The organism is Flavobacterium sp. W21_SRS_FM3, assembly GCF_052113625.1.
Classification (GTDB): domain Bacteria; phylum Bacteroidota; class Bacteroidia; order Flavobacteriales; family Flavobacteriaceae; genus Flavobacterium.
In genome coordinates, this window is record NZ_JBGQOD010000007.1 from 35,047 (window position 1) to 56,229 (window position 21,183).

Genomic DNA, 21,183 nt, shown 5'->3' on the forward strand with positions numbered 1-21,183 from the left:
CCAATTATATTTGAAAAAAAAGTTATAATTAATATTAAACTTGATTTCAAATTTAAATATTTCATTTCTTTGGCGATGATAAATACTAATAACACATTCAATAAATATCTAATTCCAGTTCTCAAGTATCCTACTCCGATGTTTAGATGTTGACCATTTACTTTTTCAAAAGATAATAAATTCGGAAATATGTAGGCTATAATTTCGGATGATAAGTATGCAAATACATAAATAGCTATCAATATTTTTGAGTATTTTCTAATTAGTTTTTCCACTACTTTTTTAAATTTATATCGTTTTTGCAACCAGCTTGCACATAATGGTCTGCATATGGCTTGTGGCGGTTTTGCAGCAGTTTCCTGTCCACCGAAACCAAAGCTGGCTACGGAGCGAAAACCTTGCTTGTAGCCGTTCACCCGCCATAAACTATATGCTTTGTTGAGGTATCGTATTTTTTACTCATTAAACTCTTTAGGATATTCAACCATTCCATTTACTCCTTTCAGTCCATTTTCAATCAATTCAATTACCATACTATTCTCTTTCGGAACTTCAAACGGTAATTCGATTCCATATTTATCAGCTTGCACATAACCAAATCTTGGATAGTAATTTTCATGTCCAAGTAAAACAATTGATTTATGTCCTAATACTTTAGCATTTTTATGAGCTTCTACTATCAATGTTCCGCCAATTCCTTTTCCTTGAGATTCAGGTAAGACAGAGACAGGTGCTAAAGCCAATGAGTCAAATTGGTTCGATTTGTTTTTAATCTTAAGTTTAGTCAATAGAATATGTCCAACAATTTTTCCATCAATTTCTGCTATCATTGATAGTTCGGGAATAAAAGCATTTGATTTTCTCAATCTCTCTACTAAAAACTGTTCCTTGTGGTCACTCATTTGTTCGTTTTCGAATGCCTTTTCTATAAGTTTAAAGACTGTTTTATAATCTTCTGATTTTTCTTTTCTTATGGTTAATTCCATTTATTTCGTTGTTTTTATACGTCTCGGTTATATGCACCACGACGTTATGAATATGAAAAGTAGGCTATTTCGAAGCACAAAATTTTTGCTTAAGCAAAAACTTTGATACGAGCCAAAAGCCTTGAATTTACTACTATCTCGCCTATTTTTTATACAAATTGTTGGGCGTTCTTTTTTTATGTTTCTTTCTTACTACGAATAAAAATCATAGCAATTGCAGTAGTTATAATCCCCATCAACAGTGCTCCAATTGTACTTTGAACAATGTAATTTTTCAGATTAAAGTAAGCTTCTGCTTCTTCAATTGATTTGTAATATCCTGTTTCTACAGAATAAGCAATTACGTTCGGGAAATATTCAGGTGTAATGATAGCGGAAGTTATCCATTGTGTTAATGGACTCAATAATGCAATGAACGCTGATAAAATGGTACCCGAAATCAAACCTTGCTTATAATTCATTTGTCCTGCATAAAAGTCTTTCTTTTTGTCTTTAAGTGCTAAAACCATAACGAGAATTGCAGGAATCGCAAAAAGGTTGGTTAGATACATATGTTTGTCAATGTGAGTGCTATGTAAACCAACAAGTTTTTCTAAAAGCATCCATAATAAGCCAATTACAGAAAAAATGAGAGCCCATTTTATTTCAATTTTTAAGTTTTTCATAGTTTTTTTATTTAGCGTTTTCGTAAGCTGTTTTTATCCAATTCAATATTTCGGGGTTAATTTATCGTATATCAACGATTTTTATTTTGTTTAATGTTTTTAACGTTTCCTTTTTTTTCAATAGTTACTGCTAACGTTTTGCTGCTTTGAGATGGCTGGAAGTTCGTAACCGCTCAATTTTCGGCTTAATGAAAACTTGATGCGAAATATTAATTCCACTAAATTCCAGCTAGCTCAAAATAGCGGAAGGCGGTAGTTTTTCATTTATACCTTTTCCAATCCGTAATGAAACTGAAAGGAATTAGTCCTAAATTGTTCAACTTTTTTTCAATACTGCTTTTCAATTCTTTATAATTTGCTAAATGAAATTCAGAAATATGAATCAAACTTTTCTTGTTTTTCATCAAATATAAAACTTCATAACTACCACTTCTCGAAGTTTCTATTGTAGTTTCAAAACCATCAAATTCTGTAAAAGAAAATTTTCTTTCAGAAAGCAAAATGTTTTTGATTATAATTTCTTGGTCATTTATTTTTAACAATAGTACTCTTCGAACCGTTCCCAAAATAAGCCAAAAAAAAGTAAATAGCATTATTGACGAAACAAATAAAAATTTTAAATTATAGTTTTCTCCAAACGCTTCAACTCTATTTACAAAAAGATAAATTGGTAAAACGAATGTTGCAATGGTCAAAGCAACAAAAAAAAATGTTCGAAAAGAAAATTGAGATTTTATCATTTTAAGACGATGTTCATTTAAAATTACTGTCAACTTGTAAATAACAGTAGATTATTTTTTTGAGTAGGAGAGAAGTGAGTAATTATTCAGCATTAAATTTATGTGATTTTTTACGCGCAAAATTTGGTAAAATATATTACAACGTTATGCCACTTTGAGATGGCTGGAGGTTCGTAACCGCTCAATTTTCGGCTTAACGAGAACTTGATGCGGAACGGTAATTCCACTAAACTCCAGCTAGCTCAAAATGGCTGTTGGCGGTTCGGTTGTTTATTTATAATGTTTATCAATTCCGATTTTCTATTCAGTTTTACGTTTCTACTTCCACAAATTTTTAAAGTTTCTACTTCACAATTTATGATTTTTAGGTCTTAGGTTTATTAAAATTTTATTTTCTTAAAATTGTAAACGCCATTAAGTTCTTTAATATTAATATAAGTAAATGATTTCGATATTAGTGTAGAATCTTTAATATAAAATTTTTCGTTTCTAAAAACTACATAACCAATATTTGGCGTACATTCTTTTATTGTTTTTTTGTGATTAAAATTATGATTCGTAATCGTATCTTTTAGAGGTGGAGGAGGTTCAAGTATAAAACTTTCGATATAATAACATCCTTTAGGTTCAAAACTATTTAAAACTATAGTGTCATTAGTAATTTTCCATTTTCCTTTCGATATTGATTGCGAAATACAAGTAAAACGATTGAATTCAAATGTATTGTTTGAATTGATTGTTAAGTTTCCATCTAATGAATACCATTTATATTCAAAAGCATTTGAATTAATTACGTACTTTTTTTCACAACTCAGAAGAGTTAGAATTACTAAAGCTACGATATTTAGATACTTTTGTTTCATTTCTGCGTTTTTTTTACAACTGACCGCTAACGTTATGCTGCTTTGAGATGGCTGGAAAATCGTAACCGCTCAATTTTCCGCTTAATGAGAACTCGATGCGAAACGGTAATTCCACTAAACTCCAGCTAGCTCAATACAGTTGTTGTGCGTTCGGTTTTATTCATTATCTAGGAACATTTTCCAATATTCCACATCCATATATTTATTTTCATTTTTCGTTTTTTCCAAAAAAGTATTTATTCCAAATTTTGAGATTCCATTTTCTGATTTTTGCTTTAATATTCTTAAATCATTTAGAATTTTTTTAAAATTTTCTAGTGAAATAGCAATATATTTTTCATTCCATTCGTCTTCGTCATGTTCGGATGTGAAAACTGGTAAATTTGGCTTTTCAAAATCTACAAATATTGGATCTCCTATACTATCATAACCAATAGCGACCCAATTTTTTTTCCAAGCTCCTTTATTTGTTCCCAATAATGATTTTCCCAAATGATTGAATCTATAACCAATTTGTTCTTCTTTAAGATTATTTAGTTTGAAAAATTCTAGTGAACTATATTTGATTGTTATGTCTTCGACATTATTAATAAATTTCTTAAACTCATTATTGTTTAAAAACAAATTAAAATCTCTGTCAACATACTTTTTAAGATTAAACAAACTGTATATTATTTTCATCTTTTTTAATTGATTTAGTTTGGCTAAACTGACGCACAACGTTCTGGCACTACAGCGGGTTTGGGATTAAAAATGCGTAATCTTTCGGTTATGCCAAAACTTCCAAATACAAAACCATTTTTCCATTAAACCAAATGCCCAAATCCGTTGTAGTGGCTGTTATGGGTAGCCTTTTTTTATACTCCTTTTATTTGTCTTTTGAATTCAGCGGATAAATTGTCAACCAAACTTACATACTCTAGCTTTGTTTGTCTGTTTTGGTCAATAACACGTCTTATTTCTCTTTCATTTACACCGTAATTTTCAAATTCGTGAGCTTGTTTATTTCGCAAAGATATTAGTGTCATTTTTCCAAATTCAAATTTTCCGAAGTTGTCAAGAATTTTTATTAAGTCCTTGAAATGATTGTCTTCTATAAGTAAAGCACTTTTTTCAACTGCCAATTTTGTCGTTTTTAGTTGTTTTGAAAAATCTTTTACTTTTTGAATTTCTGCCCGTTCCCAAAGTTCCTCTCCAATGTGTCTTAAGTCGCATAAACTTTTCCAAAGTTCATTGTACAAGTTAAACTGATGTTCCGAATATCTTAAAAATATAGATTTCGACGTTTCAAGTTCTGTCTTTTTAGTTTCAAGTTCAGTTTGATATTTTGTTTTTAATCCTTCAAGTTCTTCTTGATATTTAGCTTTGTCTTTTTCTAAAAGTTTATTTGCAAGTCTGTCGCCAAACCATTTTGCAAGTCCAATTACAATTGCACTTGTTCCACCCACTGAAATTACAATTGCACCTAACCATTCAAGTGCTAATTTTATGTCGAAATTTTCCATTCTTGTCGGTCTTTAAGGTTACCCATAACGTTATGCCACTTTGAGATGGCTGGAAAATCGTAACCACTCAATTTTCGGCTTAACGAAAACTTGATGTGAAACGATAATTCCACTAAATTCCAGCTAGCTCAAAACAGCTGTTGGCGGTTCGGTTTTTCTTATAGATTTAATTTTGCAATTCAGTTATTTCACGAATAACTTTTTTGTCTTTTGGAATAAATACAAACTCATTACCAAATTTAGTTGTTAAGTTTAGTTTTACGTTCAATATTTTTCCAAGTCTGCTTTGTTCTTCAATTTTTTCTACAGTAGAAATCGGAATAACAATTATTTCATTTCGGTACTCTACTAATATTTTTCTGTTTACTTTATCTAAGAAAACATTTCTTAATGGAAATAAAAATTTTCTAACGGTATGAACAATTCCACTAACTACTAATACTATTATGATTACTGCAATCCAATCCTTATTTGATATTGATGTATAAAGTAAATTTATGCCTGCTAATAATAACCAACTTGAAATAATATATTTTTTGAAAAATGTTAGTTTTGAATGTAATTGTATTTTTTCCATTTAAGATTAGTTTTTCTTTTTTTAGGTCTGCTTCAAACTGACCGCCAACGTTATGCCACTTAGCGAGGTTGTGGACTTTTGAAAACAAGTACTTTCTGATAAATGTAAACGTCATTAAAAACGGTAATTCCACTAAATCCACAATCTTGCTAAATGGCTGTTAGCGGTTGCCTTTTAACATTCGTTTGATCTTTCCAAAGAGAGACAGTTTCGTTTTTTTAGGTTCAATTTCTGTTTTTTTGACAGGATTAAAACTAATTTCATAAGCCGTTTCCATTATTCTTTTTTTTGGTTTGTAAATTTTTCCTTTTTCGTCTTCTAAATAAGGATAACAATAAATTGTCCGCGTAATATTTGGTGAGTCGATAGGAATTTCAAAACGCATTATCGCTTTTTTTATAAAGGATATTTCAAAACCATTATTTTTCAGTTCGGTTTGTATTATATTTTTTAGTTTTTCAAGGTCTGCGAAAAGAGGTTTTATTGCAACTTCTTTTGGAATTATGTTTTTGTTTAAAATATCTATTTCAATTTCGGCTACATTTTTTTCTCTCGCAATATAGTTTATCCAGTCAGCCATATAGCCACCGTCATAATATCCAAGAGTACTCAAATAACTATGGGCTAAATTTCCCGGAAGTCGATTTAAATTTTTCGCTTTCGCCATTTTTTTTCTTTAAGGTTACCGCTAACGTTCTCGCGCTACAAGCAGTTTGGGATTAAATCAACGTTATCTTTCGGATTTGCCAAATCTTCCAAATACAAACCAATCTTTCCATTAATCCAAATCCCCAAATTGCTTGTAGCGTGTGTTGGCAGATGTATTTTTACCAAGTTTTCCTGTTATCTAAGTCTGAGTCTAAATATTTCATTACAAATTCACTCATTTTAGGTTTCAATTTTCTATACAAATCTTCATAAATTGGCGCTTTATATTTGTGAATTGCTCTAAAAACATTGTCTTGGTTGTCGTTAAAATACCATGTGTCTGGATAGTTTTTTTTCTCTAATATTTCTGTTAATAGTGCCAAACTTTCTTTGTTTTGATATTTTGCGATTGCACGGCAATAGTACTTTAAGTCATCATATGAGAATTGCTTTTTCTTTTTGATTATTTCATAAAAATATTTTTCTAGAATTGGGAAATAAATTTCATTTGGATTTTGTTCTATTGATTTAAAAATCCAATCTTCACAAGGACTTTCAAGATTATTAAATTTGTTTTTTAAAAATTCTAAATCTTCATTTTTCTTAAATTTTGACAAAGCAAAACAGGCACTTAATTGTATTCCGCATCGATATTTGTCTTTTTTTTCACATCTTTTTTTTATAATTGAATAGTACTTTTCTTTTGGTTCAACTCCTTGAAGCATATAAGTAAAATTTTCTAGATAAGAATGTTTTAGTAAAACACTATCCATTAAAATATTTTTTTTATTTTGTGTAAGTATACCACTAGTTTCTTTAATCAGTAAATCAGAAACCATTGTTTCTCCTGCTAAGTCGCCAGAAGACCAAAAAACTTTAGAAGTATCGTTTAAGTGTCCTAAAAGAATTTCAAAATAATCTTTTTCTTTTCTGTTTATTATTGTTTTGTATGCAATAAATCTTAACAAAGGGTCTTCGCATTCAAGAAGTTTTAACAATTCTTCTTTTGAGCAGTTTTCTTTTAAAAAATTACCCGCAATAGTATCTATTGAATAAAGGTTTTTTTCTTTTTGAAGTTTATTTAATGGGATTTGTAATTCAGGTCTAAAGTCAGAAATTTTATTCGGATATGGTTTTTTATTTCCACAACTAAATAATATAAAAATGATAAATATGTATACTGTTTTTTTCATAATATATCTGCCAACGTTTTGCTGCTTTGAGATGGCTGGAAGTTCGTAAATACTCAGTTTTCCGTTTAACGAAAACTTGATGCGAAACGGTAATTCCACTAAACTCCAGCTAGCTCAAAACAGCTGTTGGCGGTTCGGTTTTTTATTTAGCACTACTTTTTATAGTAATACTCTTTTATTCGTTTTTCTTCTCTCAAAAGTTCGCTTAAATCTAAATTTGAAGTTTCTATATTTGTTTGATTAATTAAATTTCCATCTTGGAAATAAAATCTAGTTTGACTTGTTTTAATTTTTTTGTTTAAATATTCTTCAACAAATTCTGCATAAATAAGCTTACTATTTTTATAATACAGTTTATAAGTCTCAATTGTTTTGAATCCAGTTTGGCTATATTTAATTCTTAAAGGATTATTTCCATTATCGCTTAAATAATACGCATCCCAACCACCATTTCTTCTGAACAAACTTTTATAAACAATTGGACCTTCTGCAATTCCTTCTTTATACTCTTTTGAAGTGCTATCAATAAATTTAGTGTAATTTTCAATTTCGGATAACTGGTTCTTCAGTTCGGAATTATTTTCTTGCCCATTAGACAAAATTGAGAAGAGTAGAAGTGTAATTATTTTTAAGTATTTCATTTTTCTTAATTCTTAACTTCTACTTTTAAATTTTAAAATTGTTTTGGCTAGATGAATTTGGTCTGCGTAAATTTGGTTTAAACTGACCGCCAACGTCCCCGCGCTTGTGGATGTTGCGGACATCGAAGACGAGTATTTTCGGTGTAACGAAAATACTAATAAAAAACGATAATTCCACTAAATTCCGCAATAACCACAATCGTGTGTTATGGTATGTAGCGACACGTATGTTAAGCACATAATATTGAACGTTTCTATTATCGATTCCAATTTATTTCTCCGTCATTTCAATTTTACGCTTTCGATTGTTTTAATACTGTGGAATCAAACTTCATCTAAATCTCGAAAAAACATAAAAAAAAAATCCGCTTTCAAATTTCTTTAGAGTAGCTCACTTTTCGATATCGACAACGATTAATTTTACTGTTCTAGATTTTTATTTCCGGCAGCTTATTGTAAACTTTTATAGTAGTTACTTACTTAAAAAGATTAAAATCACACTAGCTGAAGCACGCCCAAAGAGCTATTTACCATAACGTTTCGCGGCTTTGCGAGGCTGCGAACTTCGTAACCGAGATTTTTCGGTTAAGATTAAATTTCTTGCGAAAGATAAACTTGAATTTACCACATAATTCGCAATCTCGCAAAACCGCTGTTGTGCGATCGCTTTTATTTTTTTACCATTACTATTGTTGTTTCCATTTCGTTTTTTGAAGAGTAAATATATTCTTTTCTATGATTCCATTCTTCATTTGCAAGTTCTAATTCAGAACCTTTTATATTTCTTGAATTAAAAAACAATTCAATTCCATTAATTACAACTTCTTTATTTATCATGGTTTTAACTACAATTGGGTAAAATCCCATTCTTTTCTCTTCAGCGATTAGTGATTTTTCCCTAATTTCTTTCGATAATCCATAATCACTTTTTTTGATAGAATTTACTTCGTCGATGAAAAACACATTTTTAAAATTTGTGAAATAATGACCTAATGGTGGATTAGTTGAAAACAATATAGTTGTAAATTCATATTCAATTCCACTTTTTAATATTACTTTGCTTGGTACAATTTTTTCAGAGTTCCAATTTTCAGAATAACCAATTTCTTCAATTTCATTTTTCAGATTTTGTGGACAAACTAAATCTTTTTCGTTCCATTTTTTTAGATTTTCTATTTGTCCGTCAAATATTTTTTCAAACATATAACCCTTTAAGTAAAATTCTGTTTTACATTTTTGGCACTTATAAATTTCAATTTCACCAATTTTCTTTTCAGTTTCAATTAATGAGATGAATTTACTTTCCAATAAATCTTTACCAAAACTTATAATTTCGTTTTGATAACAGTTTGGACAACCTGTTTTTTTTTCTTTTCTAAATAGTTTTGAAAAAATATTCATTCTTATTTATTTGGTTTTTCTGTCGCTCCAAAGTGTCGCACAACGTTTCCTCGCTTTGCCGTGTTTGGGAGTTTTGAAAACAATTATTTTCGGTTAAAGAAAAATACGAATTAAAACGGTAATTCCACTAAAGACCCAAATACGGCAAAACGAGTGTTGGCACCTGTTTTTTCTATTCAGATTGCTTAGTTTCTTTATTAATCATTTTCTTTTCAGCTAAACGTTCGCCTTTCCAAAAAATTCGTTTTCCAATTTTTCGCAAATGTTTTCGCCATTCTGAATCAGTTGTTAAAACTCCTTTTCTTTTATTTGACATTTCTAATTCTTTTTTGTCATTTCATTTGGGTCAAATCCGTACATAAATTTATTTAATTGACCTTCAGAACTTTCTAATTCAACAATATCCATTAACTCTTCAAAATAGGAGCAAACACGTTCTTTGTCTTCTGTATCTAAATCCATATAAACATCTGAAAATCGTAAAAGTCCAATTTTTATTTTTTCTTGGTATTTTAAATCTGTCGGTTTTTCTAATTCGGAAACAATTTTAAAATCGTTAGCGACTTGATTTATTTTCTCTGTAAAAATTGGTCGCATTTTTTCGTCAGCAATTCCAGGATAATAATTTTCTGCAATAAACTTTTTTTTCGCAATAAATTCCGCAAACTTTTCTTGTGCATTTTTAGGTGTCTTCATTTCGGTTGCATTTTGTCCACAAGCAGATAATGTGAAAAATAATAAGAATATTTTAATGTGTTTTGTCATTTTTTCTAAAATAGGTGCCAACGTTTTGCCGCTTTGAGATGGCTGGAAGTTCGTAACCGCTCAATTTTCGGCTTTGCAGAAAGTTGATGCGAAACCATAATTCCACTAAATTCCAGCTAGCTCAAAACGGTTGTTGCCATTAGTTATTTTCCGCAGTTTCTTTTCCGATACGTTCAATCATTACCTTTGCATTCTTGTTTTCGGGATTTAATTCTATTGATTTTTGATAATTTTCTTTTGATAATTTAAATTGTTTATTGGAAAAATATCCTTCTGCTAAACTATCAAAAGCATTTGCGGATTTTGGATTTAATTCTGTATTAAGTTTTAAAATTTCAATCGCTGTTTTTGTTTGATTGTCTCGAAGGAATGTGTATGCAAGTCCATTTATGCTATTTTCATCAATATTGTAATCATTTGGATTTTCATCGATTTTATTCTTAACATTACTTGCCAAATTTGATGAGCCATTTATTTTTAGCTCACTTAATATTTTGTTGATAATAGGAATTTTTGGTTTTTGATATTTGGATTGCTCAAGTATTGTGTCAATTGATTTAGTCAATTCATTCATTGCAAGTTTAGCACCCTGATTTGTCAAGAATATATAATCATAACCATCGGTTCGATTTTTCTTTATTAAGGACCTGTAGCTTTCTACCGATCCATCGTGTTGAACGTACTTTTTTCCATTCTTTTGGTATGGCATCCAACCAAAACCATAACCATATTCTTGTCCGTTCATATTGATAGATATAGAACCTTCATTTAATTTTCCATTTTTAAAGGCTTCGTTAAGCGTTTTCTCTGATATCAATTTATTAGAATTTAACGCTCTGTTCCACTTTTCTAAATCGTTTAGAGTTGAATAAATTCCACCTGGCCCAATTACGGAAGATTTGTAATCAACCTTTGACCCAATTACATTGTAGCCATCTACCTTGTTGGGTATTTTTTCTACTGCAGTTTTAGTCGCGGTAGTGTTTTGCATTTTTAAAGGTTCAAAAATCTCTTGATTGAAGAACTCGTCAATTGGTTTTTTCGAGATTTTTTGAATTATCAAAGCGAGCAATACATAACCCGAATTACTGTATCGAAACATTTTTCCATTTTCCAGTTCAAGAGAATTTTGTTTCATAAGAGTTTCAAATACATCATTATTGCTTGGGTCGGTTAACTTATAATATTCCGTGTCCGTAAGTCCTGAAGTATGGTTTAAAAGTTGTCTTACACTTATATTTTTTAGATATTCTGGATGCTTTGGGAAAAAGTCTTTGATTTTATCGTCGTAAGATAATTTACCTTGTTCTTGTAACATCATAATTCCCATTGCAGTAAATTGTTTGGAAACTGATGCAATGTAAATAACTGATTCAGGAGTAATTTTTTCTTTCGTTTCTTCGTTGGCGAATCCAAAAGATTTCTTGTAAATAACAGAGTCGTGTTTTGCAACCAAAACAGCTCCATTGAACATTCCATTTGAGTGGCTGAAATTGAACAATGAATCGAGTAGTTGGGTCTGAAAATTCTTTTTGTCTGTTTGAGTTTTTGAAATACTCGAGCAGGAAGTAAAAATTGATAAGACAATTAATAAACTGAAAAATTGATGTTTCATTTAATATATTTTTCTCTAAAGACGATAAATTTTGTTGATTGTGATGATTTCTTATAATTAATGGCAACGTTATGCCACTTTGAGATGGCTGGAAGTTCGTAACCGCTCAATTTTCGGCTTAACGAAAACTTGATGCGAAACGGTAATTCCACTAAACTCCAGCTAGCTCAAAATGGCTGTTACCAGCTGGCTTATTTTCTTTATTTAGCTGAAATATAAATTTAAGTCTAATACATCTTTCCAAAATATTTTATTTGAAATGGAGAAAGGTGCGTCATATTCATTTTCATATTGTTCGTGGAATTCTGAAGATAAATCTTTTGATAAGAACAATGAGAGTTTATCGAGTAGCATTTCAATTTTCTGCATCTTTTGAGTTTTATTAAAAACAGCTTCTAATTCTTCATTTATATAATCGTTAGCTAATGCTTCGTCTACTTCTTCACTATATGCTAAAGCTTTAATAGTAATATCTTTATTTGAAAATGTTTTAAAAATAATACCTATTATTATTGGATGGAAATCAGAAAGTGAATCACACACTTTTTGTGTTAAAATTTCAAACTCGTCGTATTCAGTTGTATTTGAATACTTTTTCACAATTTCTTTTACATCGCTTTTGTCTTTAGCATTTTTTAGATCCTCAACTAATTTTTCTAATTCATTTTTCTCCTCGATTATCTTTGTTAGCGTAGTTTCCAATTCATTATTCTCTTCAATTAAGTCATCAAATTCTTGTCGATCTAATGGTTTTTTAAAAGGATTAGCTTTTAAAAAAGCTTTTGTTTTTAAAACAAATTCTTTCTTTTTGGCTGTCCATCTATCACTTTTAATTAAGCTATTTGGTATTTCAAATGTTTCTTGTAGTAAATCTTTAATTCTGTCGAGGCTTTTTTCATCTAACAATTTTTCAATTTGTATTGGCTCTTGAATTACTCCAACTGTCTTATAATTTATTGGTTCAATTATAAGAGGAATTACTTTTGCTGAAGTAACCCATCCAGCTCCCATTTCATTCATACAGACTTCACTCTCTTTATAGTTAGAAGATATAAAGAGAAAATTAATTTTCGCATTCTGCAAAGCACTTAAAATTGAATCTCTCCAATCTGTTCCCGATTTTATTTTAGTTCCATCACTACTTGAAGAAAAAATTTTATCAATTGGCACACTCATTCCACCAACTAAAATTAAGTCTATAAAGTCATCAATTATTTGTTTGTCTTGTCCCGAGTGGCTTATAAATATGTCTTGATTTTTTTGCATTTTCTCTGTTTTTTTGATGCTTGCTGCCAACGTTTTGCTGCTTTGAGATGGCTGGAAGTTCGTAACCACTCAATTTTCGGCTTAACGAAAATATGATTGCGGAACGATAATTCCACTAAACTCCAGCTATATCAAAACAGCGGTTGGCAGTAGTAATTGATATTTAGCCTTGAGGTTCAAAATTTAGTTTTCTTGGTTTTGGAAAGTTTAAAGTGTCCTCATTGCTTGTCCATTTTATAAATATATTTTTTCTGTTTATTAGATCAGAATTCATTTTTGTTTTTCTATAATTTTCCTCAATTCGGTTAATTCGTAATTCAGTATATAATTTTTTGATAGATGAGTATTCTTTGTCATTTTGGATAAAGTTATAATAATAAGATTTTGAAGTTTTATTTTTATAATTAATTTTCACTCTTAATATTGGAGGTGCTTTTATACATCCAATATTTGAATCATATTTGATTTCGCTTCTAGAATTTTCTGAAAGTTTATTTGAATAATGAATTAGCGAATCAATAATTTTTTTATCAACAGTTGATTCGAAATATTCTTCAACTTTATTCGGCTCGTAATTAAGAAAATAAGTCTTATTATTTCCATTTATATTTAACACTGAATAGATTTCGCATTCTGTTTTGAATTTCGGTTTAGCTTTATTTACAGGTATTTCCACGCTCCAATTGTAAGACATAAATTCGATGTTTTCGACTTCATTTTCTTTTGATGAACAGCTTATTAAAATCAATACTAATATCCAAATTAGTTTTTTCATCCAGTTCGGTTTTATTATTACTGCCAACGTTTCGCGGCTTTGCGAGGTTGCGAACTTCGTAGCCGAGATTTTTCTGCTAAGATAAAACTTCTTGCGAAAGATAAATTTAATTTTTGCACATAATTCGCAATCTCGCAAAACCGCTGTTGGCAGTAGTTCTAGTGTGATTGTATTTTTATAAAAGCATCAATTATGTCGGCTGATAGAAGTCCTTGCAAGTCGTCAATAACTTTATTCAGTATTTCTAATTTTAGAAGTTCTTCTTTCCCTTTCTTCAAACCGTTTAATTCTGGAAAAATTTTAATTATTTTTTCTTCTAGCTCATGGCCTTGATGATGAAGGTACCAATTTGGAATAGTAATTTTTATACCATTTAGAAGTGAAACTTCTGTTGTGGTTTCTTCAGATGGTTTGATAGTTGGCTTTATTTTTTCCGTGATATAATCTACAATCGATTGTAATCGCTCTGCAGAAAAATGTTTTAAGTCAGTAAATGTTTCTTCGTCAGTAAGATGTAAACTTTTCTTATCAACTATTTTTTCTCTTAAAAGAATTGCAGCAATAAAGATGGGATCAATTATATAATTTTCTATACTATATCTATTTCCATTACCTAACACAAATATTCCATCTGAATTTTGGTTTACAGTGTCCCAATCTATAAGTCCAAAAACAAATTTATTACCAGCAGTTCTAAGTGTTTGAGTAATATTGATTACCTGCCCACAATTAGAGACTTTAACTCCATTTTTATCAGTTCTACTTTCGCCTGAAGATATAAATGTTAATGATATTTCAGGAATTAAAGAGCCAGACACTTTTTGATATAGGTTTTCATAAAAGGCTACGTCATTGGGGCTTTCTACAAAAACTTGCCGTCTGTTTTCATAACTTATACTAAATGACGGAACACCTGAAGTCAAAATTTTTAAAGCTCTATCCTTTGTTGCTTTTTCGACTCTTTGTCCTGTCTTATTTACAATAAATATCGATTCTTCTGGAGCCAAAGCGAGAGTTGATGGCGAATGCGTCGTTACAATAACTTTCATCTTTTTTTCCTTTACAAAAACTTCTTGAATAACATCTAAAAATTTTTTTGACATTGATGGATGAAGTGACGCATCTGGTTCATCCATTAATAACATTTTTGGAAATTCGATATCAAAGTTCGAGTTGTAAAGAGCGAGAGCTAGCGACATAATAACCTTTTCTCCAGAAGACAAATCTCCAAACTTCACTTCAGTTCCAGTTAAATTATTTATTAATTTTAATTCAAATGGTGCATCGCGATGACTATCAGCAGGTGAATTTATATGATAATCTAAGGTAGCTTCTTTAATAATTTTATTTACAAATTCCCAAGGAGCTTCGCCAAAATTATCTGTGAATTCATTTTTGGTTAAAAATGAGACATCAAGATGACCTTTGATTTTATTTCTATACTCACGATATTCATTTTCATCTAATTTATCTTGATAGCGCTTAAAAAGACTTGAAAAATTTTGATAAAAAATATCAGATGGAGTTAATCCGTCCTCAAATGGGTAAAAATTAAAGAAATCATCTGATGTTAATTCATCTCTTTGCTTCTTGGCACTTTTCGCAATTCTTTCGATTAATTTGATTTGAGGTGAATTTTGACCAAAGACATGATTTTCTAAGGAATATGATGGATTACTTTGTTTATTTTTTAAATAGTCATTATATTGATTCCAAATATTTTGTGTGTTCACATTAAGTTGCTCTCGAGTTACAATAGCGCTATCATTAGGAGCCAAAGTTTGTCCGGTTACATACTTTTTAGGATTTAATTCTAAGCCATTTTCAATAACATTTAAATGATTATTTGTTATAGCCGTTAGTAATTGTGTTTTACCAGCTCCATTTAACCCTGTCAAAACAACAAAGTCTGGCAAAATTAAAGTAAATGGATCTAGAGATTTATATTTGTTTGGTAAGGAAAGGTTCATGTTTATTGGATGATTTTATAGAATTACTGCCAACGTTCCCGCGCTTTGCCGTGTTTTGGGGTTTTAAAAACGGATATTTTCCGCTTAACGAAAATACGAATTAAAACGATAATTCCACTAAAGCCCCAAATACGGCAAAACGTGTGTTGCTGTGTGTGATTATGTTATTAAAATGCTATTCCACTTCCGTTTTTCGGCGCAATACATTTGGACGTAAACTGCATCATTTCCATTGAATCGAATAACTTTTCGCTAAACGATTCCGCTACAATTCATTTAGACGCAAACTGCATCACTTTCATTAGAGCAAATTACTTTCTGCTTAACGATTTTACTAGAATTTATTTCGACGCAAACTGCATCGCTTTAATTGAACCGAATAACTTTCTGCTTAGTGATGTCGTTATAATCTATTTCGACGCAAACTGCATCACTTAAATTGAAGCAAATGATTTTCTGCTTAACGATTATATTCTGATTTTTTATGCGCAAAATTCGGAATATCATATACAGCAACGTTATGCCACTTTGAGATGGCTGGAAGTTCGTAACCGCTCGATTTTCGGCTTAACGAAAACTTGATGCGAAATGATAATTCCACTAAATTCCAGCTAGCTCAAAATGGCGGTTATGGGCTGTTTATGTTATTTCAAATATATATTCTAATACTCTCTGCTTTTCAATTTTCACTTTAAATAGCTTTCAATAATCATTATTAAAATCATAATTCCTGCTACTATTCCGCCAACTTTTAGATACAATTTCATTGCTTTTTTTCCGTCTCGATAATCCGAAGTTGGGATTGTTTCTGTATGAGCAATAATTCCGTTTTCGGTAAAAATTTTATCAAGCTTTATTCTGTCGGCATCTAATATCAAATATCTAATTCCGTTTTCAAAATTTGGCTGATTTTCTATATCACTATAATATTCGATATTATTATTTTCTAATTCGAATTCAAATATAATTTTGTCTTTCGGCAAAACGTATATTTTTAGATGTGCTTTGAATAGTATTTCAGGATTGTTTTTCGTCACTTTTCGGTTTTTAAATAGCCCATAACGTTTCGCAGCCTGTGGATGTTGTGGAGGTTCGTGACCAGAGTATTTTCGGTTTAGCGAAAACACGATTGCGAAACGGTAATTCCACTAAATTCCACAATATACACAGACTGCTGTTACCAGACGTTTTTCCTTTTTATATTATTAAATATTAAATTTAAATACAATGAAAAAAAACAAAAAATATATTTCAAAAGAAATAAAAGAAATAAAAAAAATAACTACATGGATTCTGATTCGTCGTCTTTCAAAGGAAATTTTATGTCGCGAACGAAGTCGTTAATGTCCTCAACGTTATTGTATATATTTTCAATAGAGTTTAAATTTAATATTGAGTTTTCGGCAGTTATTCTTTCTATTTCTGTGTTAATTTTTTCAATGTCAATATCAAACTTTTGCGAGATTAAATTTAATATGAAATCTTGTTTTGATTCAACATCTATCAATTGTCTACTTAAGTGTGATAACATTCCGATAATTACTTGCTGTTGCATATTTTCTATTTTCTTCATATTTTAAAATGTATGGTAACGTTTCGCTGCTTAGCGATGGGGCAAACTTAAAAGCACTAAATTTTCCGTTTAAACTAAATATCATTATGAAAATAAAATATCAAGATAGCACATAATTTGCCCTATTGCTAAACAGCTGTTATGGCTTCGGTTCTTTATGTACAATACAATTTTCGGTTTAGTTTCCGCACCGTTTTAAAGTCGGTTTCGTTTTTTTTCAGGACAAAGCTCGTTAAAAATAACGAGCAATGTTCTAAAAAAGAAAAGATAATAACTAAGTTTTACTTAATTATTTTTTGGCTTCGCATACTATTAAGTACACGATTGCTAAAGCAATAATTGTTTCCATGTTGTCCCAACATTAAAAGTTAAACTTAGGTTATCTCAGTAGGCAAGATGCCTCAAAACAAAACCTCGTTTGTAACGTAAGCGAGGTTTATTTTATAACCTTAAAAATTTAATTATTATGTCAGATATAAATTCAAATACAGATTTAAACCCAGATATTATTTCAATTGTTACTATACACAGAAAATACAATTTAGAAGAAGAACTCATAGAATTTCTTTCACAAAAAGGATTTACTATTGAATTAGATTCGTATAAAGATGATATTGAAGCTCCAAGATTGGTTATGTTTGTTAGGGAACAAATTTAAGCATAGATTCTAAAGATGTTTTTTTGTTGGTCATTCTAAACGTTTCATAGTGTAATAAAATAGGTCCATCAAAAGCAAGTGGTAAATCTAATTGGGTTTTCTTTTTAAGTATATCGTTTCTTAATTCTAATTTTTCAGTTTTATCATTAGAATCGTAATACTTCTTAATTAAATCTTTTAGTTCCATAAATTATATTTTAGATTATGTTATTATTTAGAAAACAACCATATAAAAAATATTATGATTATGAAAACAACCATAAATTTACTATACATTGCTTGGTCTTTAGATTTGTCATTATTACACCAATGGCACACTTTTCCACTAAATGGCGTTTCTTTTCCGCAGTTACTACATCTCATTTTTTGAATGTTTAATTGTTTAACGTTATTTTTTTCTACGTCAGTTCGGTTGAACTGAGCCATAACGTTATGTTGCTTTGAGTTGGCTGGAAAATCGTGACCGCTCAATTTTCGGCTTAACGAAAATATGATTGCGAAACGGCAATTCCACTAAACTCCAGCTAGCTCAAAACAGCGGTTATGCCTTCGGTTTTATATTTATTACAATTTTCACATTTCAATTTTCGGTTTCGCTTCCGCACCGTTTAAGTCGGAAACATTTTCAAATTAATTATTATGCTTTACTTTATATGTAATTTACTCAAAAAAAAGGAAAAAAATGTTTTTGACGAAAGATTTGGGTTTTTATTAAAACACAAAATTGTTTCAAGAAAAGAATATAATAACGTTAAGACTTATTTTTTTCGTGGTCAATCAACATATCCATAAGAGCTTGCTGGTTATTTGGTAAAACTTCTTTTATGAATTTTTCTCTTTCGTCTGGTTCTAAAGATATTATTACTTGAGAAACAACATTTAACAATTCAATATGTCTGTCGTTAATTGTTTTTTTATAAAACTCTTGCAATGGCTCTGTAGTTGTTTTTATTAAATGGTCTGACATTTCTTTAAATTTCTGATCATTCATCATCATTTTAGAAGCGTCTTCCATTACACGTTCGTTTCTCATTTCAACATATTTTTTAACTTCGTCTATTTTGAAAATATCCATAAAAGATTTCATTGATGCGTTTATTTCTTTTGTTTGGTCGATTTGTGATTTTTGCACAAAGAATACAACTACGTATACAATAGTATATAAACCAATTATTCCAATTGTTAATTCATTACTCATATTATTTTCGGTGTTTCGGTTTTCTAAACTGAGGCATAACTTGTATATAACATCAAATATATACATCTTTTTGGATCGTTTACATCAATCATTCAGTTTTTTCTTGTTATTTTCATCTACTAAACGATCTAGTGGACTCACTATCTTATCAGTAGCCATTTTTGAAACGTGGGTGTATATTGTTGTGGTTTTGATGCTAGCGTGCCCTAGAAATTTTTGAATGTATCTAATATCGGTTCCACTTTCTAATAAATGGGTTGCAAAACTATGACGTAAGGTATGTACTGTAGCTTTTTTGGATAGTCCAGATTTCTTTAATGCTTGACGCATCACTGACTGAGCGCTGCCTACACTGTATGGCTCTCCAGCATATTGCCCTTCAAAAACATATTTTGTAGGTTCATATAACTGCTTATAAAGCTCCAGTGAACTCACAATAGAGTAGGGCAACATCACCATGCGGTCTTTCTTCCCCTTCGCATTTTTAATATGTATTTTATGCTCTGTAAATAAAATGTCTCGCCATTCGAGCGTTACAATCTCACTTACTCTTAAGCCCGCTCCATAGCCTATTAACAATAATAATTTATGTTTAGGATTGTCTACTGCCCTAAATATTTGTAGGCATTCTTCCATTGTTAATACTGAGGGTAATTTTTTTTCGCTTTTTGGCCTCGGTAGTTTAAGTTCAAAACCTTTTTGATGTTCTATTTGCTGGTAGTAAAATAATATTGCATTGACCATACTGTGTCCAGATGATGCTGATAAACCACGCTCCATAAGGGATCCTAGGTATCTTATGATTTCTTTATGGGTAATTGATTTTGGGTCTCTGAACTGATGATCTCGTAGGAATTTTAAAAAAGAACTAGTGTAGGTGCGCATCGTGGAACTACTGTAATTAAGCGCCAGGATCGTGTCAACCAGCAGCGAAATGTAATCGTGGGCTGCATCAGGAACTTGGTTGAATAATTGCGCTTTGGTTTTACTTAAATCCAGCTGCTTCCTATTGGGTAAATTTTGTTTCATCAAATATGCTTTTGGAAGCCGATTGTTTAGCAATACCCGATGGGGTTCAAATTGCAACTCCATAGCTTCATAAACACTAGGAGATGCAGGAAGTAAGTAACAGTCTTTGATTGTGCTATAACGCACCATCGAAAATCGTTTTATTTTTTCTCGCAATACTAGAAAAGGGGGCATGTACACTTCCATCCACTTAGTGTCTTCAAGGTGTGGTTTGATTACAACCGATTCAGATGTAAAAACAGTTTCTTTTTTATAAAAATCATTTTCAGGGAAAAAAGAGGATACACCTAGCGTTTTTTCAACTTGCGCTTTAGCTGCTGCATTCCTTAAAACCATATACACTTTATAATTAGCGTTCCAATAGACTCCTTTTGTGGCTAATAATTGCCTGCTGATATGCTGGTAATACCGCATTTTGAAAACCCAATATTTACCTAAATTAGGTAATAATTCTAAACGCATGTTGGTTGCTAACGAAGTTACTTTCGTTATATGTTCAGGGTTATTCAGCATTGGAGCCGAATCTAACTGAAGTTCGCTTTTGGCTATGGCTGGAAGGTCACGGCTTGTGGTAAGGCCGGCCAGCGGTTGCGTTTTAGACTTTTTTGGATTGTCAATAACTAAATCTTCAAAGGTCTGACTTAACAGCTTGTAATTGTCAAGATTATAATCAAAATACCAACAACGGAGCGACTGGCTATAATTTCCTCCCAATTGTTTTAATTGGCCAATTGTAGCACTATCATATTTAAAAAAAAGTCCGATTCGGTCTGCATCGCGATGCCAAATCTTTTTTACAATTATTTGCATAAGGCGTATATGAAGTAACTAAAATACTACTTTATTTTAAATAATGTCTTATAAATTATTGGTTTTGAATGGTCTATGTTCAATTTTATTTGGAAGAGTTGAAAGCTATTGTTTTCGCTGTCGCAAAATGGGGACTTGCGTGAAGGATTGAGGCTTTGTTTGAGCTCTCCCGATTTTTATCGGGAAGCGAGTGCCGAAAGCCTGACCTTGCTGCAACAGAGTGGAAGCAAGGACACGCCCAAATCTTTATACTAACTCTAAAGGGGAGCTTTACGTTGGAATCTAAGCTTTTAATCGCCTTGTCA

At 30.7% G+C, this 21,183-nt stretch carries 24 protein-coding genes; 2 read left to right on the forward strand and 22 right to left on the reverse strand.

Annotation, left to right across the window (positions count from 1 at the left end; genetic code table 11):
• Nucleotides 1–455 precede the first annotated feature (455 nt).
• The 19 genes from ACEN2K_RS11305 to ACEN2K_RS11395 form a co-directional block, all read right to left on the reverse strand.
• Complete coding sequence (locus ACEN2K_RS11305) at nucleotides 456–986, reverse strand: GNAT family N-acetyltransferase (RefSeq protein WP_441759432.1); 531 nt, start codon at nucleotides 984–986, stop codon at nucleotides 456–458.
• Nucleotides 987–1,162: 176 nt separating this feature from the next.
• A complete protein-coding gene (locus tag ACEN2K_RS11310) occupies nucleotides 1,163–1,651 on the reverse strand; it encodes a DUF4199 domain-containing protein (RefSeq protein WP_441759433.1) in 489 nt (162 codons plus the stop codon).
• 260 nt (nucleotides 1,652–1,911) lie between these two features.
• Nucleotides 1,912–2,391, reverse strand: a complete 480-nt coding sequence (locus ACEN2K_RS11315; RefSeq protein WP_441759434.1) for a hypothetical protein — start codon at nucleotides 2,389–2,391, stop codon at nucleotides 1,912–1,914.
• 380 nt (nucleotides 2,392–2,771) lie between these two features.
• Nucleotides 2,772–3,254, reverse strand: coding sequence for a hypothetical protein (locus tag ACEN2K_RS11320; protein WP_441759435.1), 483 nt, complete (start codon nucleotides 3,252–3,254; stop codon nucleotides 2,772–2,774).
• A 156-nt stretch (nucleotides 3,255–3,410) separates the two neighbouring features.
• A complete protein-coding gene (locus ACEN2K_RS11325) occupies nucleotides 3,411–3,935 on the reverse strand; it encodes a hypothetical protein (protein ID WP_441759436.1) in 525 nt (174 codons plus the stop codon).
• A 176-nt stretch (nucleotides 3,936–4,111) separates the two neighbouring features.
• Nucleotides 4,112–4,759: a hypothetical protein gene (locus tag ACEN2K_RS11330; protein WP_441759437.1), complete on the reverse strand. Its 648-nt coding sequence runs from the start codon at nucleotides 4,757–4,759 to the stop codon at nucleotides 4,112–4,114.
• A gap of 166 nt (nucleotides 4,760–4,925) precedes the next feature.
• The gene (locus ACEN2K_RS11335; protein ID WP_441759438.1) at nucleotides 4,926–5,336 is read right to left on the reverse strand and encodes a hypothetical protein; all 411 of its coding nucleotides are present in this window, start codon (nucleotides 5,334–5,336) and stop codon (nucleotides 4,926–4,928) included.
• A 160-nt stretch (nucleotides 5,337–5,496) separates the two neighbouring features.
• Nucleotides 5,497–6,003 carry a hypothetical protein gene (locus tag ACEN2K_RS11340; protein WP_441759439.1) on the reverse strand — a complete coding sequence of 169 codons (507 nt, stop codon included), beginning with the start codon at nucleotides 6,001–6,003 and terminating at the stop codon, nucleotides 5,497–5,499.
• A gap of 160 nt (nucleotides 6,004–6,163) precedes the next feature.
• Complete coding sequence (locus ACEN2K_RS11345; RefSeq protein ID WP_441759440.1) at nucleotides 6,164–7,177, reverse strand: hypothetical protein; 1,014 nt, start codon at nucleotides 7,175–7,177, stop codon at nucleotides 6,164–6,166.
• A 152-nt stretch (nucleotides 7,178–7,329) separates the two neighbouring features.
• A complete protein-coding gene (locus tag ACEN2K_RS11350) occupies nucleotides 7,330–7,818 on the reverse strand; it encodes a hypothetical protein (protein ID WP_441759441.1) in 489 nt (162 codons plus the stop codon).
• Between the two features lie 669 nt (nucleotides 7,819–8,487).
• Nucleotides 8,488–9,219: a hypothetical protein gene (locus ACEN2K_RS11355; protein WP_441759442.1), complete on the reverse strand. Its 732-nt coding sequence runs from the start codon at nucleotides 9,217–9,219 to the stop codon at nucleotides 8,488–8,490.
• 172 nt (nucleotides 9,220–9,391) lie between these two features.
• Nucleotides 9,392–9,535, reverse strand: a complete 144-nt coding sequence (locus ACEN2K_RS11360) for a hypothetical protein (protein WP_187011300.1) — start codon at nucleotides 9,533–9,535, stop codon at nucleotides 9,392–9,394.
• Nucleotides 9,536–9,537: 2 nt separating this feature from the next.
• Nucleotides 9,538–9,984: a DUF4844 domain-containing protein gene (locus tag ACEN2K_RS11365; protein WP_441759443.1), complete on the reverse strand. Its 447-nt coding sequence runs from the start codon at nucleotides 9,982–9,984 to the stop codon at nucleotides 9,538–9,540.
• 139 nt (nucleotides 9,985–10,123) lie between these two features.
• Entirely contained in the window at nucleotides 10,124–11,599 is a 1,476-nt protein-coding gene (locus ACEN2K_RS11370) for a serine hydrolase (RefSeq protein ID WP_441759444.1), read from the reverse strand.
• A gap of 204 nt (nucleotides 11,600–11,803) precedes the next feature.
• On the reverse strand, nucleotides 11,804–12,895 hold the full coding sequence (locus ACEN2K_RS11375; protein ID WP_441759445.1) for a TIR domain-containing protein: 1,092 nt from the start codon (nucleotides 12,893–12,895) through the stop codon (nucleotides 11,804–11,806).
• 133 nt (nucleotides 12,896–13,028) lie between these two features.
• Nucleotides 13,029–13,640: a hypothetical protein gene (locus tag ACEN2K_RS11380; RefSeq protein WP_441759446.1), complete on the reverse strand. Its 612-nt coding sequence runs from the start codon at nucleotides 13,638–13,640 to the stop codon at nucleotides 13,029–13,031.
• A gap of 158 nt (nucleotides 13,641–13,798) precedes the next feature.
• A complete protein-coding gene (locus ACEN2K_RS11385; RefSeq protein ID WP_441759447.1) occupies nucleotides 13,799–15,610 on the reverse strand; it encodes an AAA family ATPase in 1,812 nt (603 codons plus the stop codon).
• Nucleotides 15,611–16,296: 686 nt separating this feature from the next.
• On the reverse strand, nucleotides 16,297–16,647 hold the full coding sequence (locus tag ACEN2K_RS11390) for a hypothetical protein (protein WP_441759448.1): 351 nt from the start codon (nucleotides 16,645–16,647) through the stop codon (nucleotides 16,297–16,299).
• Nucleotides 16,648–16,892: 245 nt separating this feature from the next.
• Nucleotides 16,893–17,183 carry a hypothetical protein gene (locus ACEN2K_RS11395; RefSeq protein WP_441759449.1) on the reverse strand — a complete coding sequence of 97 codons (291 nt, stop codon included), beginning with the start codon at nucleotides 17,181–17,183 and terminating at the stop codon, nucleotides 16,893–16,895.
• A gap of 466 nt (nucleotides 17,184–17,649) precedes the next feature.
• Here ACEN2K_RS11395 and ACEN2K_RS11400 point away from each other — a divergent pair, with 466 nt between their 5' ends.
• Nucleotides 17,650–17,841: a hypothetical protein gene (locus ACEN2K_RS11400; protein WP_441759450.1), complete on the forward strand. Its 192-nt coding sequence runs from the start codon at nucleotides 17,650–17,652 to the stop codon at nucleotides 17,839–17,841.
• Here the strand turns inward: ACEN2K_RS11400 and ACEN2K_RS11405 are convergent.
• Nucleotides 17,825–18,028: a hypothetical protein gene (locus tag ACEN2K_RS11405; protein ID WP_441759451.1), complete on the reverse strand. Its 204-nt coding sequence runs from the start codon at nucleotides 18,026–18,028 to the stop codon at nucleotides 17,825–17,827. The genes ACEN2K_RS11400 and ACEN2K_RS11405 overlap by 17 nt on opposite strands.
• 60 nt (nucleotides 18,029–18,088) lie before the next feature.
• Here ACEN2K_RS11405 and ACEN2K_RS11410 point away from each other — a divergent pair, with 60 nt between their 5' ends.
• Nucleotides 18,089–18,211: a hypothetical protein gene (locus ACEN2K_RS11410; protein WP_441759452.1), complete on the forward strand. Its 123-nt coding sequence runs from the start codon at nucleotides 18,089–18,091 to the stop codon at nucleotides 18,209–18,211.
• Nucleotides 18,212–18,592: 381 nt separating this feature from the next.
• Here ACEN2K_RS11410 and ACEN2K_RS11415 read toward each other — a convergent pair whose 3' ends face one another.
• Entirely contained in the window at nucleotides 18,593–19,039 is a 447-nt protein-coding gene (locus ACEN2K_RS11415; protein WP_441759453.1) for a hypothetical protein, read from the reverse strand.
• 84 nt (nucleotides 19,040–19,123) lie between these two features.
• Nucleotides 19,124–20,878, reverse strand: a complete 1,755-nt coding sequence (locus ACEN2K_RS11420; protein ID WP_441759454.1) for a tyrosine-type recombinase/integrase — start codon at nucleotides 20,876–20,878, stop codon at nucleotides 19,124–19,126.
• Nucleotides 20,879–21,183 lie beyond the last annotated feature (305 nt).

Bases quoted from the DNA above. Each gene is read 5' to 3' on its own strand.
- ACEN2K_RS11410 (WP_441759452.1), top strand. From the start codon at position 18,089: ATGAAAACAACCATAAATTTACTATACATTGCTTGGTCTTTAGATTTG.
- ACEN2K_RS11415 (WP_441759453.1), bottom strand. From the start codon at position 19,039: ATGAGTAATGAATTAACAATTGGAATAATTGGTTTATATACTATTGTA.
- ACEN2K_RS11350 (WP_441759441.1), bottom strand. From the start codon at position 7,818: ATGAAATACTTAAAAATAATTACACTTCTACTCTTCTCAATTTTGTCT.
- ACEN2K_RS11385 (WP_441759447.1), bottom strand. From the start codon at position 15,610: ATGAACCTTTCCTTACCAAACAAATATAAATCTCTAGATCCATTTACT.
- ACEN2K_RS11355 (WP_441759442.1), bottom strand. From the start codon at position 9,219: ATGAATATTTTTTCAAAACTATTTAGAAAAGAAAAAAAAACAGGTTGT.
- ACEN2K_RS11320 (WP_441759435.1), bottom strand. From the start codon at position 3,254: ATGAAACAAAAGTATCTAAATATCGTAGCTTTAGTAATTCTAACTCTT.
- ACEN2K_RS11345 (WP_441759440.1), bottom strand. From the start codon at position 7,177: ATGAAAAAAACAGTATACATATTTATCATTTTTATATTATTTAGTTGT.
- ACEN2K_RS11405 (WP_441759451.1), bottom strand. From the start codon at position 18,028: ATGGAACTAAAAGATTTAATTAAGAAGTATTACGATTCTAATGATAAA.
- ACEN2K_RS11360 (WP_187011300.1), bottom strand. From the start codon at position 9,535: ATGTCAAATAAAAGAAAAGGAGTTTTAACAACTGATTCAGAATGGCGA.
- ACEN2K_RS11335 (WP_441759438.1), bottom strand. From the start codon at position 5,336: ATGGAAAAAATACAATTACATTCAAAACTAACATTTTTCAAAAAATAT.
- ACEN2K_RS11400 (WP_441759450.1), top strand. From the start codon at position 17,650: ATGTCAGATATAAATTCAAATACAGATTTAAACCCAGATATTATTTCA.
- ACEN2K_RS11420 (WP_441759454.1), bottom strand. From the start codon at position 20,878: ATGCAAATAATTGTAAAAAAGATTTGGCATCGCGATGCAGACCGAATC.
- ACEN2K_RS11340 (WP_441759439.1), bottom strand. From the start codon at position 6,003: ATGGCGAAAGCGAAAAATTTAAATCGACTTCCGGGAAATTTAGCCCAT.
- ACEN2K_RS11330 (WP_441759437.1), bottom strand. From the start codon at position 4,759: ATGGAAAATTTCGACATAAAATTAGCACTTGAATGGTTAGGTGCAATT.
- ACEN2K_RS11310 (WP_441759433.1), bottom strand. From the start codon at position 1,651: ATGAAAAACTTAAAAATTGAAATAAAATGGGCTCTCATTTTTTCTGTA.
- ACEN2K_RS11315 (WP_441759434.1), bottom strand. From the start codon at position 2,391: ATGATAAAATCTCAATTTTCTTTTCGAACATTTTTTTTTGTTGCTTTG.
- ACEN2K_RS11325 (WP_441759436.1), bottom strand. From the start codon at position 3,935: ATGAAAATAATATACAGTTTGTTTAATCTTAAAAAGTATGTTGACAGA.
- ACEN2K_RS11395 (WP_441759449.1), bottom strand. From the start codon at position 17,183: ATGAAGAAAATAGAAAATATGCAACAGCAAGTAATTATCGGAATGTTA.
- ACEN2K_RS11380 (WP_441759446.1), bottom strand. From the start codon at position 13,640: ATGAAAAAACTAATTTGGATATTAGTATTGATTTTAATAAGCTGTTCA.
- ACEN2K_RS11305 (WP_441759432.1), bottom strand. From the start codon at position 986: ATGGAATTAACCATAAGAAAAGAAAAATCAGAAGATTATAAAACAGTC.
- ACEN2K_RS11365 (WP_441759443.1), bottom strand. From the start codon at position 9,984: ATGACAAAACACATTAAAATATTCTTATTATTTTTCACATTATCTGCT.
- ACEN2K_RS11370 (WP_441759444.1), bottom strand. From the start codon at position 11,599: ATGAAACATCAATTTTTCAGTTTATTAATTGTCTTATCAATTTTTACT.